This window comes from Chryseobacterium gambrini (assembly GCF_027920505.1).
GTDB classification, from domain to species: Bacteria; Bacteroidota; Bacteroidia; order Flavobacteriales; family Weeksellaceae; genus Chryseobacterium; species Chryseobacterium gambrini.
The window spans coordinates 3,067,906-3,084,742 of the sequence record NZ_CP115857.1; the positions used below are offsets into that span (position 1 = coordinate 3,067,906).

Consider the following 16,837-nt stretch of genomic DNA (forward strand, 5'->3'; position numbering starts at 1 on the left):
TTAAGACAGAAAAACAATTTTTGTTTGTTACGCCAATTGTGTTAAAATGCTGGTTAGCAAATTAATAGTATCATTTAAAATATTTTTCGTAACTTAGCAGACTTTTTATAAAAATTTTAAATATATGACAAATTCTAGAGCAAGAGAAACCACCGAGGCAATTGAAAGACTATACATATCTATGAGACACCTGTTTTATAGAGGTTTTTTCAAGCCGAGCGGAGTTTCAGGAGAAAGCATTAGAAGTTTGTTGAAGACGATCAATCCGGAAATTTACGGTACCATGAGTATGCCCAGCAAAGTGGAGCTCGATGGTTTGATGTATGTTTTAGACAGACTTCCAGAAGGAATCGAAGAATGCGCCTTCATTCATCTTACATCAGACGAAGGTTTTGATAAAGGAAGTTTCGAACCGATCGTTCCTAAAAAAAGAAGAAGAAACTGTTACAGAATCGATGAACACCAGATGAACATTGAAGTTCTTTTGGGGCGTTCGGAAATTTATGATATTCTTACCCACCTTACCTTTTTATTCATTGAGGCAGATAAAGTTCGCAATCTGGCTTTCATTCAGGATGAAAACTGGAAACCGACAAGAGCCTTCAAAATTATCGAAGAAGTGGTGAAGGGCGAGAAAAAATTCAGCAGAAGAGAAAAAGAAGTTGCCCTTATTCATTTGTCTTCTTTAATAGGAAGAACGTTTGATGAAACTTTAAAGGCTTATAATACTTTCGGGGATGATGAAAATCCTGACCGTTTATTCAAAATTATCTACAACCTTGCGAAAGTAAGTCTGGAAGATGCAAAACAGACCAGAGAAAGAGAAATTCATTTCAGTGCTATCTTAAAGGAAAGAGTAGGACATCACTATTTTGGTGAAAAGTGGGCGAATAAAGTAAAAGAAGTGCTATTTGAAAATAATCTTCACATGAGACCGCTTCACATCATTTCTGCAAATATGCACTCTGTGAAAAATATGCTGTATGCCAACGAAGCATTGAAGAAAAAAGATCACAAAGAAGTAGATTATAAAATGTACGGAGAAATTTCCGACAAGAAAGAACTTCGCGATAAAGTTTCAAAATACGCTTTGGAACAGGGAATGATCTACATTAATGACAAAAGCGGAAGTAATATCGATGTGCAGATCATCGACCTCAGCAAAACAGATCTCAGAAATACACCTTTTCAGGATATTAAATTTGCAGGTGATGATGTTGTAATGGTTTTTGATTATGCATTCGGAGAACAGGCTTACGAAATAATGGACGAATTGCTGAGACCTTACGAACATAAAGGGGAAGTGTATATGATGAAGGTAAAATCTGTTTCCATCATGGGGAAAGCGGGAATTCTTGCCGGAGGAAAAGGAGACATCATGATCCCGACTTCACATATTTTTGAAGGAACAGCAGACAATTATCCGTTTGAAAATGCCCTGAAACTGGACGATTTTAAAGACGATGAATTAAAAGCTTTCGAAGGTCCGATGATTACCGTTTTGGGAACTTCGCTTCAGAACAGGGACATTCTTTCGTATTTTATGAATACTTCATGGAAAGCGATCGGTCTTGAGATGGAAGGAGCACATTATCAGAAAGCAATTCAGGTGGCATCTAAAATCAGACATCACATTACTCCGGATTTATTCGTGATGTATGCTTATTACGCATCCGATAATCCTTTGGAAACCGGAAGTACGCTTTCTTCGGGAGGTTTAGGATTGACAGGGGTAAAACCAACCTATCTTATTACCTTAAGAATCTTAGAAAAGATCTTACAGAGCGGAAAGAAAGAATCTTCAGCGAAAAAATAATTTGATTAATTTCAATTACATATAAACCTCGAATGTTTTCATTTGAGGTTTTTTGTTGAGACATGAATTTCTAAGATGATTATATAAATTTATGTGAATCTATAAACTTACTGTTAAATAATAATATTTTGTAAATTATCCAAATGTCTAATCTTAAAAAATTTTAGCATTCAAAATACATAACGTAAAATAAAAAAGAACATCTTATTTAGGACGCTTTTTTATTTGCTAAGTATGTTATAAGTTGAACAAAAGCAAGAGTTATTAAAAATTCTATTGCTAAAATCCACCAAAAATCAAGTAAGTCTAAAGCGAATACAACTAATCCTGCACAAAGTACAATACATTGAAAGTAAATGATTGATCTTTGAATTTTATTTTTACTATTATTCAGCAAGTCTTTTAAAGCATTGTAAAAAATCATCTCAATCAGAATAGAGAATATAATAAATATAGCTTTTTTCCATATTTGATCGAAGTGATAAATAACATTATCCATCCAAAATAAAATGAATGTTGATGCATACAATAACGCAAAAATTACTTTAAGAAAAATAATTAGCTTCTCTTTGAATGTTTTCTTTACTTTAGGCAAGAAAATATGAGTGAAATTAATATTCATTACACTTTCACAAGCTATATACATTAAGCTTCCTCTTATAGGTCTTTCTCTATCTTGATTTGAATTATTTAAATCATTATAGCTGTATCTGTGTGCCTCTTCTAAAATAACCGATTTTATACTATTATTCTCATCTACTGTATAATCATTCAGATATCCGGAGTACATAGTTTTTTCTGAATTACCATCCTGAGTCAGAACATTTACTTCTGTGTAGAGATATTTTTCCTCTTTTATTCTATTACTGTTCTTGCCTTTTACATGATAATGCCATTTGTCATTAAATTTAAATACATTAAGGTATAAATCTAATTTAAAAGTAGTTACAAGCATATAAGAAAATGCTCCCAGTATTCCTGAAAGAGAAAATAAAAGCATTAATAATATAGTGAAGTCCTTGTAAGTTTTAGTAAATATCTTTGGATCTGGTAATTTATTATCTTGTAAGTCATTCAGTACGTTAAATACCGTAGTGTATGATATTGATGGCAAAAATGGAATATTTAATACATCTCTCAAGAATAAAATTATTCCTCCCGAAGTCATTAATGATATTACACTTAAAAATAATGTAATAATAAATCTTTCAAATAAATTACCATTATTAAACTGCTTAGTGAAAGGTCCTATATAATAAAACTTCCTGAAAAGAACTCCAGGAAATATAAATATTAAAATATAGACAAAGCTACTTAATGCTATGTTGTAATTCATTAACCGATTGAAATTAGAATTTTACGATTGTCTGATAGTTCAACTTCTTTATTCTGTACTTCAGAATGTTTTTTAAGATAATCAACTGCCTCCTCAACACTCTTTCTGTCAATATCGTTATCTAAAATTTCACGTCCTTCATCACTGATTAATCCATTGTCGTTTCGGAAAGTCTTAGCTAGTACATCCCCGACAACACTTACAGTCAGCTCTAAATTGTTAATGTAATTAATTATAAAACGTTTCATTATAGTTATTTTAATTATTCAAATTAATATGATTAGAAATATTATAATATTACAAATATATACAAATAGCATACAAAACAATATGTTTTATTATTATTTATAACTATTTGACATATTTAATTTGTTATATATTTTATTTTCAACAAATCTAATACTATAATGCGCTAAAACTTGACGCATTAAAATTTTTCTTTCATATTTTCAACTTTTATGTAAAATAATTATCTAAATTAATTAAATCTATATTATAAACAAACACAAACTAATCAAAACTTCATATTTGAGGCTTTTATTTTAAATACTTATCTTTAGAAAAAATAAAATTTTAAATGAAAAAATCGGTTGCAATCCTGTTTGCATTTATCATTTCACAGTTTCATGCTCAGCAGGGAGCTTATTATCAGCAGAGTGCGAAATACAAGATGGATATTGATGTGAATGCTGAAAAGTTTACCTACGAAGGAAAACAAACTTTAGATTACAAAAATAACTCTCCGGACGAATTGAATGTTGTCTATTTCCATTTGTACTGGAATGCTTTCAAACCCAATTCGATGATGGATCAGAGAGTTGCAGGACAGGGAAAAAACGGAGATTCCAGACTTCAGAAAGATGGTGTTTCAAGATTGGCTTCGATCCCGAAAGATCAGGAAGGGGCGCAAAATATCCATTGGATCAAACAGAACGGGAAAATACTGAAGTTTGAGATTCAGGAGACGGTAATGAAAGTTTACCTTGCAGAACCGATTAGACCTAATTCGTCCACTACATTTACTTTAGAATGGGATGCGGTAATTCCGCAGCAAATCAGAAGAAGCGGAAGAAATAACAGGGAAGGAGTGGATATGACGATGACGCAATGGTATCCGAAAATCGCAGAATACGATTACGACGGTTGGGCGACATTTGATTATATCGGAAGGGAATTTCACGCGCCGTTCTCGGATTTTGATGTAACCATTAAAATCAATAAAGAGTATGTAATCGGAGCGGGAGGAATTCTGGAAAATCCTTCTGAAGTAAAAGGGTATGATGCTAATGCTAAAATTAAAGCAGATAAAAATAAAGCAACATGGAAATGGAGCGCTAAAAATATCCTCGATTTTGCCTGGGCTGCAGATAAAGACTATATCGTAAAAAGTTTTGACGTTCCGCAAGGTCCGAAAGTTTTTTTAGTATATCAGAATAACGATAAAACAAAAGTCTGGGAAGAAGCACAGCCTTACATCACAAAATATTATCAGTTGATGAATTCCCATTTCGGGAAATATGTGTATCCGACATATTCTTTCATTCAGGGAGGAGATGGAGGTATGGAATACGGAATGTGTACCATGATTTTAGGTGAAGCAAATGATATTGAAGGATTGATGGGATTAATGGCTCATGAAGGAGCGCATTCGTGGTATCAGCAAATTCTTGCGACCAACGAACCGATGCGTCCGTGGATGGACGAAGGATTTACAAGTTATGCGGAAGGATATGTAATGAATCAGTTGTTTCCTCCTGCAAAAGAACTTCCGAATCCTTTTGCCAATTCATTAAATGCTTATAGAAATTTTGTAAAAAAAGGTATCGAAGAACCGGCAATCTGGTTGGGAGATCATCATGATAACGGAACTTCCTATACGTATGCTTCTTATGTAAAAGGAGAATTATATCTGGTTGAGTTGGGTTACATTATGGGGGAACAGAATCTTGCGGAAACATTGAAGCAGTATTACGATCAATGGGCGCTAAAACATCCTTCAGACAGAGACTTTTTACACATTGCCCAGAAAGTATCAGGAATGGATCTGAAATGGTTTCAGAATTATTGGATCAATACCACAAAAACAATTGATTACGGAATCAAAGACGTAAAATACGATGCAAAATCCACTACTATTACTTTGGTGAATAACGGACAGGTTCCGATGCCGATTGATTTCAGTGTGATAACTACGGACAAAAAAATAATCAATTATCAGATTCCTATGAACATGACTCGTACGTGGAAGGAAAAAGATGCTTACGGAGAATTCAAAACAATGCCTTACTGGCCTTGGACGCAGAAAGAATACTCCATCACCATTCCTTATACAAAATCACAGTTATCGGTTTTAGGAATAGATTTTAGTCAAAGACTTGCTGATGTGAATATGGCGGATAATTTCGTTGAAGTGAAATAAAATTAAATTTAAAGAAGCATAAAAAATCCCTGAAGAGTTTTTTTCAGGGATTTTTTTATATGATATTACGTGATAATTGAAAGTGAATTTTTATTGAATTCCAAATTGCTTTACCATCCAGTGGTTAGAATGATTTTTAACCAAATCATTTTTTAGGACTTCATCATTGGTATTGAGATAATGATAAACTTTTAAAGGAACAGAATCGGGATATTCTTTTAAACCCTGCGCAGCAAATGCTTTAGCTTCGTCCTTCTTGTTTGCACTGTCCAAAGATTCATAAGTATAAATATAAATGATGGCAGGAATTTTCCCATATATTTTTTGAAATTCACTATTCAATATCTTCATTGTTTCTACCTGAAACTCAGAATTAGGCTTTTTGCCAACCATTGCTGTCTGGCTTATATGCTGTTGATACATCAAAAACAACATCAGCAGATGAATATTTTTTGTAGAAGGATCGGAAAGCAGACTCTGGATTTTTTCAATGGTTTCCGTGGTCATTTCATCATTTTCAGCCTGTAAGCTCTTGTTGTAGAACTCGTCCAGAATATGGTAAACCGTCTTATCGCTTCCGTCGATCTTTGCTTCTTTTTTTATTTTTTCAAATACTTCTTTTGCGCCGGCGGCAGTCTGTGAGAAAGCGTTAATTCCCGAAAGAAATAAAAATAGCAGAATCAGTTTTTTCATGAAAATTTGAGTTGAAGTGATTTTAGGTTTAAATATAAATAATTGTTTCTTAAATACAAGAAAATCTAAACCGTAGTTTTACTAAAATCAGTAAATTTAATGCCTTAAAATTAATCGGAGATTTCCATCTTTTTGAAAATAAATAAATGAAGTCAATTGTAATAAACATAGGAAACAGCAATATCAGATTCGGACTTTTTAACGAAGACAACTGTGATATTTCCTGGGTAATTAATACAAAACCATACAGAACGGCAGACGAATTATACGTACAAATGCTGATGCTGTATCAGACCTATAAAATTGAGCCTGCAGAAATCAGTAAAGTCATTATCGGATCTGTTGTACCTCAGCTTACAAAAGTGATGAGTGCAGCAATAAAAAAGATCCACAATATTCATCCTGTGATTGTTGACAGAAATACGCCTTCCGAAGTTCAGGCAAAATCTAAACAGATGGGAACTGATATTTATGCAAACCTTGTTGCGGCTCATAATATGTATCCCGACAGAAAAAAAATTGTACTGGATTTCGGAACTGCACTCACGGCAAGCTGTGTTGCAGAAAGCGGAGAAACTTTGGGAGTAATTATCGCTCCGGGAATCGTTACTGCACTTAATTCTCTGATCAGCCAGACTGCTCAGCTTCCGGAAATTGAGCTGGTAAAGCCAAAAACCGTTTTGGGTTTAGATACGGTAACCTGTATGCAAAGCGGAATGGTCTACGGATTTCTGGGAATGGTAGAAGGATTTATAGACAGAATAAACGATGAGGTAAACGATGATTGTTTTGTGGTGGCAATAAGCGGAGTCTCTCATGTCTACAAACCTCTAACGGATAAGATTCACGTGATGGACAGATTGCATACTTTGAAAGGGTTATATTTTCTGGGGAAAAATTTATAGTAAAAGCTTGAGGTTCAGATAAAAAAACGATTGATAAATATTATCCTAAACCTCAACTTTTATATCATCTTTTAGATTTAAAGAATTCTTTCACAATTAAAGAACATTCATTTTCTAAAATCCCGGTAACGATTTCTGTTTTTGGGTGAAGAGAAAGGTTCTTATTGATGAACCCCCGTTGTTCATCTCTTGCCCCGATGACAACTTTTGAAATTTGTGACCACGACAATGCACCGGAGCACATTACACAAGGTTCCATTGTGACATAGAGTGTACAGTCTCTTAAATATTTTCCGCCCAGAAAATTGGCAGCAGAAGTTATTGCCTGCATTTCTGCGTGAGCCGTTACATCGTTTAAGGTTTCAGTAAGATTATGGGCTCTTGCAATCACTCTGTTATTGGAAACTATTACGCATCCGATAGGAACTTCATCTTTTTCTAACGCGGTTTCAGCTTCATGAAGAGCCATTTTCATGAAATATTCGTCGGTAAACATTTATGGTTCAATATTCATGGTTAAAGGAAGCCGGAAACGATATCGTACCGGACCACCATTGATGATAGCCGGAGAAAACTTTTGTGAAACAGAATAAAGAGCAATTTCTGCCTGTCTGTTGAACGTGAAATTATCTCCTTCTGCCTGAACATTGCTGATGCTGCCATCTTTTTCTACAATAAAAGCCACATTAGTTTTTACGGTTTTTACATCAGAATATACACCGCCAAGATAAAACAGATGGGCTACTTCTTTTCGCAGCTCATTAATTCCTCCGGGATAATCTGCCATTTTATCAATAACTACCGAAGGAGCCGCAGGAGCTTCGGGAGACAAAGTTTTCAGTAATTTTAATTTGCTGAGATCTTCAAGGTTTTTGGTTTTTAATAAAGCTCCGGTAAGCGCGACATTTTCTACACTGTCCATTTTCTGCATGAAAAGCATATAATCGAGCTTTATGGATGCCTTATGATAATTATCTGTCTCTGCATCAAATTTTTTCTTAAACTCTTTGCTGAGCATAGAACGATGCTGGTTATAATAGTTTTTAATAAGCTTGAATTCATCGGTCTGTTGCGAAGAACAGAAAGAAAAAACGCAGCAAAAAAGAAAAACAAAAAAAGATTTCACTTTGATATATTTATGTAAATGTAATCAAAAAATCTTGATAAGTTTCAGCTTTCAAGATACCTGTTTAAAGACTCCTGAAGATTTTTGCGGATATCGTCAACTAAAAGTTTAGGTTCAATTACCTGAACTTCTTTTCCAAAGGAAAGAATTTCCTGCATAAAATCGTAAGTAGGATGCAGGAAAAACTCAAAAAATATTTCTTCTGGCGTTTCTTTGGTTTCTTTCTGAGACTGATGAAGCGGAAAACTTCTGATGTATTCTCCCTGATGTCTGCTGCATTTCAGAACAATTTTTTGCGGGTTTTGCTCTGCAAGATTCATCACACCAAAGGCGTTTTTAAAGTGTTCTCTGAAATTGTATTTGTATTTTTCCCTGAAATTATTTTTAGAAACATCCAGATAATTAATTCTGTCTAGTCCGAAAGACTTCAGCATTTTATCTTTGGTATCAATAGCAATAAGGTACCATCTGTCTTTGGATTCTTTCAAAGCCAACGGATGAACTTTTCTGGAAGTCATCAGTTTATTTTTATAGTTGTAGTGCTCAAAGGAAACAATTCTTTTGTTACGGATGGCAAAGAAAAGATCATAAAAATGTTCAACACCTGTCGGCTTTCTGCTTTCGAAAAAGATAAGGTTAGAAAAATCAGGATGAAGATTCAGAGCGTTGCTTACCTGAAAAGACTCCAGTAATTTCTGGTTGTATTCATCCACTTCCATAATCGGGCGGCTCTCAATATAATAACGATTGTCTCCCTTCTTTTTATTATGAATGGAGAGATTGAAAAGATCTGAAATTTCCCTGATATCTCTTTGCAAAGTACGGATAGAGTAGCCTTTAATCCCTGCATCCTGAAATTCAAAGGAGTTAAGCAGATACTCTTCCAGCTGCGAATAGGTAGCCGGAGAACTTTCCAATCTTTTTATAATTAAAGCGTATCTTGTAAGATAAAAATCTTTTTTCATTGCTAAAAGTTTCTACCACAAATATATGCGGTTAATGCGACAAAACTTGTCGTGTTTTATTTTTTATGAGATTAATTTTTAAATATTATTTTTATTTAAGAATTAATCTAACTCCTTTTTGAATGATTGTAGGCTTATTATAGTCAAAAGGATTATGGGTTGATACAACGGTAGCATAAAAATATCCAGAAGTCCAATACGATTCTGTGTGTGTAGATTTTGGTATCGTAATCGTAAAAGGTAAAATCATCTGGGAAACGTTAAAAGTTCCTTCGCCGGTTGTGTAGGAGAAATTACTAAGATACCAATTGTCCCTGTCTGCAGAAGTTCCTGCAATTTCAGTATTATTCACAAATACTTTTAAATATGATCCTATACCCGCATTTCCCCCAACTCCATCTTTCATGCATAAATATGCTGTACCTTTGATATAATAATTTTCGTTATCATGTGTATAGGTTAATTCGCTCATGTAGGAAAGGCTTCTTAAATCATCAGATGTTTTGTTTTCCCATCCAAATGTACCGTCTGGTTTTGCTACGATATTTTTGGAAAACTCGGAACTTCCCTGAGCATTTGGCATGTATTGAGAGGGGATTGTTAAAGGAGCGTTAATAGATAGTCTGTTATTGGGCAGCTCTCCGTATATAATTGCTTCCGATGAATTAATCCTGCGCGATTTATTTGAGCCAATTACCAAAGCATCTACCTGATTAGGTAAATTAATACAGTTACCAATGATGATTGAGTTATTCATTGCAGAGTTTGCCGTCCTCATATAATTTCCTGCACCAATTACAATATTATTAAAATTTCTGTATAACGTATTATTTAAAGTTGACGCTCCGATAATAGTTGACATGGCTGCTCTTACAGGAGTACTTCCGTTACTATTGATAACCCCACCCACATAAGTGTTTAAAGAAGAATTAAATGATGTACCGTTGTATCCCGATAGCGCAACTTGTTCTTTCATATAGGCTGCTGCTGCGGGAGAAATATTTACTAAATCCGATTCTAATATTTCTGATCTTAAATTAAATCCTGTATAATGACCGATAAATACATTTGTAGATGATCTATTTAGCTGATATGCAGTAGCGTATCCAAGGGTTGTGTTATTGCTTCCTTCTGAGACTTCAGAAAGACTATAACAGCCGACAGAGGTATTATAGGATCCTGAGCTTAACTTTTTTAAAGTATTAATCCCGAAACCTAAATTATTACTTCCGGTATGCTCGGGATTCATGTCACCAAAATAATATCCGGAAGTTTTTTCATTAAATCCAAGTGCGGCAGATCTTCCTTTTGCAGAAGCCAAAACGATTTCATTCTTTGTTGTAGAGTTCCCTCTATTGGTTATGTTATCAAATGTATCACTGCTGTCAGCAGATTGTTTTGAAATAATTCCATTATTATCGGTCACAAAACGTTCGTGTGATCCTTCTTTTCTCTGAACCAGATATATTTCAAGGGGCTCAAAAGATTTAATTTCGTCCTGATTATTAGTATAATTGCCTTCTGCAATATTTATACTTTTTACTATAATTTCTCTAAATTTCATAATTGATTATTTTGAATTATCCGGAAAGATCCAGACTCCGCCGTCATCTGCTCCAATTTTTTCGTTCACGTAAGTTAAGGTTGCAAATTCAGAGGTATCAATTATATCTGGCAGAGAATCCAAAGCTATTTTCTCTTCTTTATGCCAATAAGAATCCATCCATTCCCAGAAATGCTCTTGTTTAGGCTGGTCTCCCTTTTCAAAATAAAGTTTTAATTCTTCTTTTGTTGTCATTTTTTAATTTTAAAGTTATTCTGGTAAGTCTCTGTATGTAATTACTGCTGTTGCAGGAATTCCGGCGGTGCTAAGATCTAAACCGGCAGGTGCAGAGACGGTTTGTAATGAAGGAATGAAAAAAGCGTTTTGTCCTACTGATCTTACAGAGTTTGGGATGTATAGGTTTTCGACTTTTGCTTTTGAACCACTAAATGCATATTCCTCAATTGTTATTAATCCTTCATTCAAGATAATTTGCTCTAAGATACCTGATCCCCTTTGATTTCCCTGATTGGAAAAAGCATAAGATCCGATAGATTTAAGAGAGGAAGGAGTTTTAATGATTTGGATATTTTGACCATTAAATGCTTGTTGTCCTATTTCTTCTAGGCCTTCGTTAAAAATGACTTTGGCTATCTGATAATTAAATCCTTCATATAGGTATGCCGCTATTAAAATCTTTTTTGTATTCAGGGGTATTGTTAATTTAATCCCAGATCCGATTAAATTATCCCCATCAAAAAGCGGAATTACTTTTTCAAATGTTTCAACAGCGTCCTGCGGAATTTTCTCTTCTTTATGCCAGTAAGAATCCATCCATTCCCAGAACTGATTTTGTGTGGGTTGATCTCCTTTTTCAAAGTAAAGTTTTAGTTCTTCTTTTGTTATCATAATATATGTAATTTTTATTTGTTGATTTATAGATGTTTTAATGATGATTTTTAAACACAGTTCCGGCTGTTCAACATTTGAAAAATGAAGAATTTAGAAAAACGAAACAAGGATAGTAGTATACCAGACTGCTGAACAGCGGCAGAACTTGATGTGTTTAAAAATTAATTGATATATATTTTCTTAAAGGTCATCATTTTTAAAAATCCGTCGTAAGAGGTTTGGATGTCATTAAGATAATTGTCGTAATCTGTTTCGGCATTTTCAATATCGCTCCATTCTATGGTGTAACGGGTTCTGTCGAAGACAATGTCAGAATGATGATGTTGTGTTTTCATTTTGTTTTTTTATTTGGTGTTAAAAATTGAATATGTATTTATCGTAAATGTTGAATTCAAAATTTATTTTAATTGTTCTTCTGCTCTGTTTTATTTTATATTTCAAATGTAGGAGCAGCAAACGTCAAAACTTGACGTATTATTTATTATTTTCAAAAAAATTAAAATTTTTCTGCAATATATTTTCTGATGAAGATGAAAAATAGAATGGTAGAAACAAAAGCTGCGATTACCGAACACATTACATTTTCAATCGGCATATATGGATGCCCGTCTTCTGTAATCGGAGGATTAAACCAATCGAACAAGAAATAAAAAATGAAGCAGTAAGCAATGAAAGATAGAATGTTGAGTATAATAAATGTAAATATTGTCTTCATGATTGGTAATGATTAGTTGTTATTTAAATATAATTAAAAAAGCTTATATTGATTTATTATAAGTCTTATAGCTTATATTTTGTTTTTAATCAGTTTTTGTACTATCTGGTTTAAAGTTTCTCTGTTTTCGTCGATATAACATAATCCCGCCTGTATAAGATTTTCAATATTCGATCTTTTTACATTATCCATTGCAGGAGAAGCATTTTTTAATGAAGGATTAAGCCGGTAATAATTTTTCTGATTTCTCTGTCCTAAAGTCTGAAACATCTGACCCAACTGATAATCCACTGTTTCCGCATTGGCAGACATCAAAATATCGATTATTGGGTTCACCCAGCCGATTTTTCCGGATTTTTCCAGTTTTTTGAAAGAATAAGATCTTGCCTCGATGCCTGTTCCGATGGAAACGACAATCATATCATTTACGCTCGGATGATTGGCTTTCTGATGATTTTTCAAAACTTCTGCAAAAGGAATTTTTCTTGCTTCTGCGTACGCGCACAAAGCCGGATTATTCGCAAACATTCCGCCGTCAATTAAGCTGAAAATCTGTCCATACATGGATTTTATCTGAACCGGACTAAAATATGTAGGTGCTGCCGAAGTGGCCCTGCACACATCTTTTACATAAAAATTATCTGTACTCAGATTGGCTTTCCAGGAATTGAAAAGCTTTGCTCTTCTGTTTTCTATATCGTAACTGGTTATTAAACAGGGTTTTATTAGTTCTTTTAATTCTAAATTTCCAAAAAAATCATTCAGATTTTTTTCCAGCGCTTCCTGAGAGATTTTTTCGTTCAGAAGTCCAAAAGGATTTACCAAACGTTCCCAAAAAGAAACCTGAAAGATATCGCCACCTTTTTCAGCATACAATTCTAATCCTTTCTGGATAGAATATTTTGCTTTTCGGTGTTCGTCGGGACAAAGAATAATAGAAGCAATCAGTCCGCCGGTGCTGCTTCCCGCAACAAAGTCGAAATAATCACCAAGTCTGGCGCCTGGCCTATCATAAAACTGAAGCTGCTCTTCGATGTAACGCAGAATAATACAGGTGATAATTCCCCTGATTCCGCCCCCGTCCAAAGAAAGAATGGTTGTCTTTTTCATATGATTTTCACTTTTTTAAAAGAAACATCTAACAACTTTAGACAAGTAAAACCAATAGATTTCCGGGAAATGACTATTGGTTTTAGCTTGATATAATAATTGCTTTGATGTTATCTTACTGAAGCAAAGATAGATGGGAACAGCGACAAAACTCGACGTATTAAAAAATAATTTTCAAATAAAAGAGAATTAAAATACAGGATAATTTTCTTTGTCTCTGGGCATTTTATAGAGCGTTCTCCAGCTTGTTTTTACCAATCCTTTTTTTGTTACAATATTTTTCTTTTCAAAATGCGGAAGATCTTTAAAGGTTTTCCAGTTTCCGCCCCAGTCCCAGCCGTATTTTGCGAAAATCTTTACACATTCGTACCAATCGGCAACCTTGTCGTTATCCCAATCTTTTACAGTGTCCCAGCTTGCTGTTTTTCCATCGATCGTTAAACAGATGTCGACAGCCAATCCATAATTATGGATGCTTTGTCCCGCTTTTGCGTTAGTTACTTTTTTCCCTGAAGTAATTCTTCCGATTGCGTAAAGTTTTTCCTGCTCTTCAAAACTTCTTAAGCCTTGTGTAATTCTGATTTTTGCTTTTCCCGTTAATGCTTCGTTGCATTCTTTCACAATCTGTTTCACTTCTTCCCTTACATAGGGATGAAGTTTTTCAATTCTCTGTAAACTTACTTTATCCATTATTTAAAATTTTATGATTTTGAAATACAAATCTATACCTCGGAAACGCCAAAAGGTGACGTATTTTTTATGAATTTTTAAGTTGTTGATAATGATCAATTCAAGTAAGATCATATTCAGTTGCTTTTCAAAATATTAAATCTTTTTGTCTGAAATTTTAGACTTTTAGTTTTCCTGTATTGAAAAAATAATTTTTAATACGTCGAGTTTTGGCGTTTCGCATCTCAATCTTTGCGATTTAAAACAGCTTAGTTATTAAGGATAAATTTAATAGGAAAGAAACTTAAAAACTCTGATTTGTTTCCTTAAAACAACGATAAAATATCAATGAACAAAATCAAAAAATATGGAAAATAGTAACAGCTACGAAAATTCTGCACTTGCTTTAGACAGTATTTACAATGTCTTAAGCTGGTACGACAGGGTATCTCTTCATTCTTATATGCAGGGAGGGAGTTTAGTAACGAAAAAGGCGACACAACTTTTAAAGTTTGTAAAAACATACGAATGGTATCCTCCTAAAATGAGATATACTCAAAATAATGTATTGGAGTATTATGAACCAAAACAGAAAAGCTGGTTAAAAATTGCACAATACATGAAAAATCACCCTAAACTGACGGTTCAGATTCAGGAATATCTTAATTAAAAATAGACACAAAAAACAAATTATTTATTATGAGTACAGACAAAAAAGAATTAAAAAGTTGGTTTTCAGAAGGTTTAAAACCTACTCAGGAGCAGTTTTGGGAATGGATAGACAGCTATTATCACAAAAATGAGTCTTTATCTATACATACTGTTAATGGATTAGAGAATGCTTTATTAATTAAAGCAAATAAAGATGCTTCAGACTTCTCTCCGGAAGATATTGAATCTTGGAAAAGAATTCTTGGAGTAAATGACATTCCTGAAAATATTGCCACTAATGACATTAAATTAGGGAATGGAGAATTAATTTCAGGAACTTCTTACACTAAGGAGCAAAGTGATGTTCAATATTACAAGAAAGTGGATGCAGGATATTATAATTCTAATTACGTACTTCTTGCAGACGGAACACCTAAAGCAGCTGGAGATTTGGGGAAAAATATTGCGAACTCTTCTTTAACTTCCGTAGCCGGAGCCGGTTTAACGTTAGGAGCAGACTGGACAGTAAATACTTCAGGACTAAAATATTCAATCACAGGATTAAATGATGTTACCAATGATGCGACATTCACTACATTTTTATCTCAAAACGCAGCAGGAACAATTGGACGGTCAAATGGAGTAAAACCTTTTCTGAATATTCCGACAATAATGTCTGAAGCTGAGAAAACAGCATGGAAGACATCTATGAATGGAGGATGGACGACTAATGCGATGAATGTGGGGCTGATTTATCCTTCAGTCGTTCCAAAAGCAACTATTTCTAATAATTTGACATTTATTACTTTAATTGGCTCTAATCTTAATTTAAATCCAAGCAATTTCAGTATCAAAATTATCAATTCATCAGGAGCTGTAACAGAAACTATTAATAACTCCAGAGTTACTTTAGTGAATGCAAATATGATCAGTTTTTCATTTAATACCCAGACTTATGAATTAGGAGATTATACTATAAGATTATGGAATGGAGTTGCAGATTATAACACATCTGTAAAATTGACAGTGTTTGATAATAGCTCGGCAAATGAAGTTGATATCAGCCGAAATGTATGGTCCAGAGTTACAATAGGAAATCTTCCGTTTGATAATGAACTGGTAAAAACTCCAAATGAACTGAATATAGGATATGATGCCGATTTATTTAATGCTGCAGGACAAAATGACAATGTTGTTCTCTTAGCGTATTACATGCAGTCTTTTCTTTCTGCAACCGATGATTTTGTAATTGAAGGAGTTATTACAAAAGTAGGAACAAACTACAATCCTTTTGGTGGTGCAATAGGATTCGGAATTACAACATCTCCTAACGACACACTTACATCTGAAAAAAATTCAGGTGCTGTTACTGTAGGTAATAATTCTGCTCATTATGCTTATTTTACAACAGGAGGATATGGCGGAGTAAATGTGGGAATCAATGATAATATGAAGTTTATTATCTCTAAAAAAGGAAATTTTGCAACCACATCTATCTATAAAGACGATGGTAGTTTCAGTGTTGCTACAAATATTATTGATAATAACCAGCCCACACCTGTAAGATTTAAAATTTTTGCCACCTCATTTCAATATACGACAAATGCCACTTTAGGTGTTAAAATATCAAGCATAAGAAAATTATAGAATATTAACTTACGTATTTTTTAAGCCCTGTTATGGGGCTTTATTATTGCCTGACCACTAATCCTAAAATCAAATTATTCAAATTAAATATTGCTTCATTAGAAAACAATTTGCCAATGAGTTTTTTTATGTACTTTATTTAACCGATCTCAATATGGACACTTTTATTTGTGGAAAATAATTGGAATCTATACTGTACAGTTTTGAAAAATATAAATTAGATGGTCAGTTATTTAAATATTTTAATTCATTCTATAAATTATAAAATTTTGTAAATAATATATTTGTTTCTTATTTTTTTTACAACTATTCTTGTATATTTGCTTTTTA

Annotated in this window: 18 protein-coding genes; 5 read left to right on the forward strand and 13 right to left on the reverse strand. The window is 33.6% G+C overall.

The features are described from left to right. Positions 1-124 precede the first annotated feature (124 nt). Positions 125-1,816: a DUF6909 family protein gene (locus PFY09_RS13985; protein WP_271160107.1), complete on the forward strand. Its 1,692-nt coding sequence runs from the start codon at positions 125-127 to the stop codon at positions 1,814-1,816. Positions 1,817-2,024: 208 nt separating this feature from the next. Here PFY09_RS13985 and PFY09_RS13990 read toward each other — a convergent pair whose 3' ends face one another. Together PFY09_RS13990 and PFY09_RS13995 are read right to left on the reverse strand one after the other, a co-directional pair. Beyond that, positions 2,025-3,152 (reverse strand): hypothetical protein, encoded by a 1,128-nt coding sequence (locus PFY09_RS13990; protein WP_271160108.1) that lies wholly within the window; start codon positions 3,150-3,152, stop codon positions 2,025-2,027. Beyond that, complete coding sequence (locus PFY09_RS13995; protein ID WP_271160109.1) at positions 3,152-3,400, reverse strand: hypothetical protein; 249 nt, start codon at positions 3,398-3,400, stop codon at positions 3,152-3,154. The genes PFY09_RS13990 and PFY09_RS13995 overlap by 1 nt, the downstream gene beginning before the upstream one ends. 329 nt (positions 3,401-3,729) lie before the next feature. Between PFY09_RS13995 and PFY09_RS14000 the strand changes: the two genes are divergently transcribed. Further along, on the forward strand, positions 3,730-5,571 hold the full coding sequence (locus tag PFY09_RS14000) for a M1 family metallopeptidase (protein ID WP_271160110.1): 1,842 nt from the start codon (positions 3,730-3,732) through the stop codon (positions 5,569-5,571). Positions 5,572-5,661: 90 nt separating this feature from the next. Here the strand turns inward: PFY09_RS14000 and PFY09_RS14005 are convergent, their stop codons facing one another. Continuing rightward, a complete protein-coding gene (locus PFY09_RS14005) occupies positions 5,662-6,264 on the reverse strand; it encodes a hypothetical protein (RefSeq protein ID WP_271160111.1) in 603 nt (200 codons plus the stop codon). A 146-nt stretch (positions 6,265-6,410) separates the two neighbouring features. Here PFY09_RS14005 and PFY09_RS14010 point away from each other — a divergent pair, with 146 nt between their 5' ends. Continuing rightward, on the forward strand, positions 6,411-7,169 hold the full coding sequence (locus PFY09_RS14010) for a type III pantothenate kinase (protein ID WP_271160112.1): 759 nt from the start codon (positions 6,411-6,413) through the stop codon (positions 7,167-7,169). A 64-nt stretch (positions 7,170-7,233) separates the two neighbouring features. Here PFY09_RS14010 and PFY09_RS14015 read toward each other — a convergent pair whose 3' ends face one another. The 10 genes from PFY09_RS14015 to PFY09_RS14060 all read right to left on the reverse strand — a co-directional run bounded on the left by PFY09_RS14015 (position 7,234) and on the right by PFY09_RS14060 (position 14,230). Further along, entirely contained in the window at positions 7,234-7,665 is a 432-nt protein-coding gene (locus PFY09_RS14015) for a nucleoside deaminase (protein ID WP_076391415.1), read from the reverse strand. Next, entirely contained in the window at positions 7,666-8,295 is a 630-nt protein-coding gene (locus tag PFY09_RS14020; protein ID WP_271160113.1) for an energy transducer TonB, read from the reverse strand. 44 nt (positions 8,296-8,339) lie between these two features. Beyond that, entirely contained in the window at positions 8,340-9,260 is a 921-nt protein-coding gene (locus PFY09_RS14025) for a helix-turn-helix transcriptional regulator (RefSeq protein WP_271160114.1), read from the reverse strand. A gap of 91 nt (positions 9,261-9,351) precedes the next feature. Further along, positions 9,352-10,824, reverse strand: coding sequence for a hypothetical protein (locus tag PFY09_RS14030; protein WP_271160115.1), 1,473 nt, complete (start codon positions 10,822-10,824; stop codon positions 9,352-9,354). A 6-nt stretch (positions 10,825-10,830) separates the two neighbouring features. Beyond that, positions 10,831-11,058 carry a hypothetical protein gene (locus PFY09_RS14035; protein ID WP_116098240.1) on the reverse strand — a complete coding sequence of 76 codons (228 nt, stop codon included), beginning with the start codon at positions 11,056-11,058 and terminating at the stop codon, positions 10,831-10,833. 15 nt (positions 11,059-11,073) lie between these two features. Then, on the reverse strand, positions 11,074-11,712 hold the full coding sequence (locus tag PFY09_RS14040; protein ID WP_271160116.1) for a leucine-rich repeat domain-containing protein: 639 nt from the start codon (positions 11,710-11,712) through the stop codon (positions 11,074-11,076). 164 nt (positions 11,713-11,876) lie between these two features. Beyond that, a complete protein-coding gene (locus PFY09_RS14045) occupies positions 11,877-12,050 on the reverse strand; it encodes a hypothetical protein (protein WP_271160117.1) in 174 nt (57 codons plus the stop codon). Between the two features lie 161 nt (positions 12,051-12,211). Next, a complete protein-coding gene (locus PFY09_RS14050; RefSeq protein WP_271160118.1) occupies positions 12,212-12,430 on the reverse strand; it encodes a hypothetical protein in 219 nt (72 codons plus the stop codon). A gap of 72 nt (positions 12,431-12,502) precedes the next feature. Then, positions 12,503-13,540: a patatin-like phospholipase family protein gene (locus tag PFY09_RS14055; RefSeq protein ID WP_271160119.1), complete on the reverse strand. Its 1,038-nt coding sequence runs from the start codon at positions 13,538-13,540 to the stop codon at positions 12,503-12,505. Between the two features lie 189 nt (positions 13,541-13,729). Beyond that, on the reverse strand, positions 13,730-14,230 hold the full coding sequence (locus tag PFY09_RS14060; RefSeq protein ID WP_271160120.1) for a M15 family metallopeptidase: 501 nt from the start codon (positions 14,228-14,230) through the stop codon (positions 13,730-13,732). Positions 14,231-14,576: 346 nt separating this feature from the next. On the opposite strand from PFY09_RS14060, the gene PFY09_RS14065 reads away from it, so the two are divergent. Together PFY09_RS14065 and PFY09_RS14070 are read left to right on the forward strand one after the other, a co-directional pair. Continuing rightward, entirely contained in the window at positions 14,577-14,879 is a 303-nt protein-coding gene (locus tag PFY09_RS14065; protein ID WP_271160121.1) for a hypothetical protein, read from the forward strand. Positions 14,880-14,908: 29 nt separating this feature from the next. Further along, positions 14,909-16,507 (forward strand): hypothetical protein, encoded by a 1,599-nt coding sequence (locus tag PFY09_RS14070; RefSeq protein ID WP_271160122.1) that lies wholly within the window; start codon positions 14,909-14,911, stop codon positions 16,505-16,507. The last annotated feature ends 330 nt before the right edge of the window (positions 16,508-16,837 follow it).